1 protein-coding gene is annotated in these 1,727 nt (G+C 63.8%); it reads right to left on the bottom strand.

Features of this window, described 5'->3' with window-relative positions:
- On the bottom strand, positions 1-1,727 hold a 1,727-nt coding region (locus AC5PZ0_RS28185; protein WP_493856199.1), incomplete at both ends, for an Ig-like domain-containing protein.

Consider the following 1,727-nt stretch of genomic DNA (forward strand, 5'->3'; position numbering starts at 1 on the left):
GGTCACCTGCAGGGTGCTGCCGTCGATCACGGCAGGGTCGAGGGTCAGCAGGAAGGTGCCATCTGCACCCACAGTGCCAGTCGCCAACACATTGCCGGCGGCATCACGCACCTGAACGGTAGTGCCCGCTTCGCCACGGCCAGTCAGCTGGTGGCCAGCGAGACCGATCACCAGGTTGGTCGGAGCGTTGGGTGGCGTGGTGTCCACGCCGTCGATATCCGGCGCGGTGACGGAGCTGGCAAGCGAAGTGTTGCCAGCGGCATCGGTTGCGGTGGCCTGCAGAACTTCGCCATCAATCTGGGGCGGGTCGAGGTTGATGCTGAACACGCCGGTTGGCCCGACCAAGGCGCTGCCCAGCTCGGAGCCATCGGCGGCGAGAATACGAACGGTGCTACCCGGTTCGGCGCGGCCTGTAACGACGGTGCCGTTGGCGCTGACGGCCAGTTCACTCGGTGCGGCTGGTGCAGTGATGTCCGGTGCGGTGATTTGTGCAGGCAGAGACGACAAGCCCGTGTCATCGATGGCGACGACATCGAGCAATTCACCGTTGGCTTGCGGTGGTGTGAGTTCAATGGTGAAGGTGCCATCTGCGCCGGCAATGGCGCTGCCAATCAGTGTGCCATTGGCATCGTGCACCTCCACACGGCTGCCCGCTGGCGCGGAACCGGTCAGGGTGGTGCCATCGGCATCAATCGCGAGGTCACTTGGGCTGGCCGGGGCGGTGGTTTGTGGTACGTCGTATTCGAGGGCAACGGAAGTGTTGCCGCTTGGATCCGTCTGCACCAGGCTCAGGTGTTCGCCTGGTTGCGCAGCCGGGTCGAGATCGATCAGGAAGGTGCCATTGGCCAGGACGGTACCGGTACCGATCACATTGCCGTTGGCATCGCGCACTTCCACAGTGGCCCCGGCTTCGCCGCGGCCGCTCAATACCAGACCTCCAGCGCCGACCACGATGTTGCTGACAGCATCAGGCGGAGTGATGTCCGGTGCATCGAATTGCAGTGGGGTCGAGCTGTTGCCTGCGGCATCCACCAGACGGATGTCCAGTGCTTCGCCATTCGCTTGGGCAGGGCTGAGCGTCAGGCTGAAAGTGCCATCTGCGTTGACCAGTCCGGTACCTATCACAGTGCCTGCGGCGTCGCGCACTTGAACCGTGGCGCCTGGTTCACCGCGACCAGTAAGGGTCACGCCTTCAACCAGGGCCAAATCAGTCGGTTGTGCTGGTGGCAGCAGGTCTTGCGAGGTGACCGAGCCTGGCTGCGAAACGTTACCCGCCGCATCTGTCAGGGTCACTTGCAGGGTGCTGCCATCAATCACGGCAGGGTCCAGCGTCAGCAGGAAGGTGCCATCTGCACCCACAGTGCCAGTCGCCAACACATTGCCGGCGGCATCACGCACCTGAACGGTAGTGCCCGCTTCGCCACGGCCAGTCAGCTGGTGGCCCGCGAGACCGATCACCAAATCAACAGGGGCGTCCGGTGGTGTGGTATCGCCGCCGTCGATATCCGGTGCGGTGACGGAGCTGGCAACCGAAGTATTGCCGGCAGCGTCAGTTGCGGTGGCTTGCAGTACTTCGCCATCAATCTGGGGCGGATCTAGGTTGATACTGAATACGCCAGTTGGGCCGACCAAGGCGCTGCCCAGTTCGGTGCCATCCGCGGCGAGAATACGGACGGTGCTACCCGGTTCGGCACGGCCGGTGACAACGGTGCCGTTGGCGCTGACGA

The sequence above is a fragment of the Pseudomonas sp. 5.2 genome (genome assembly GCF_059025405.1).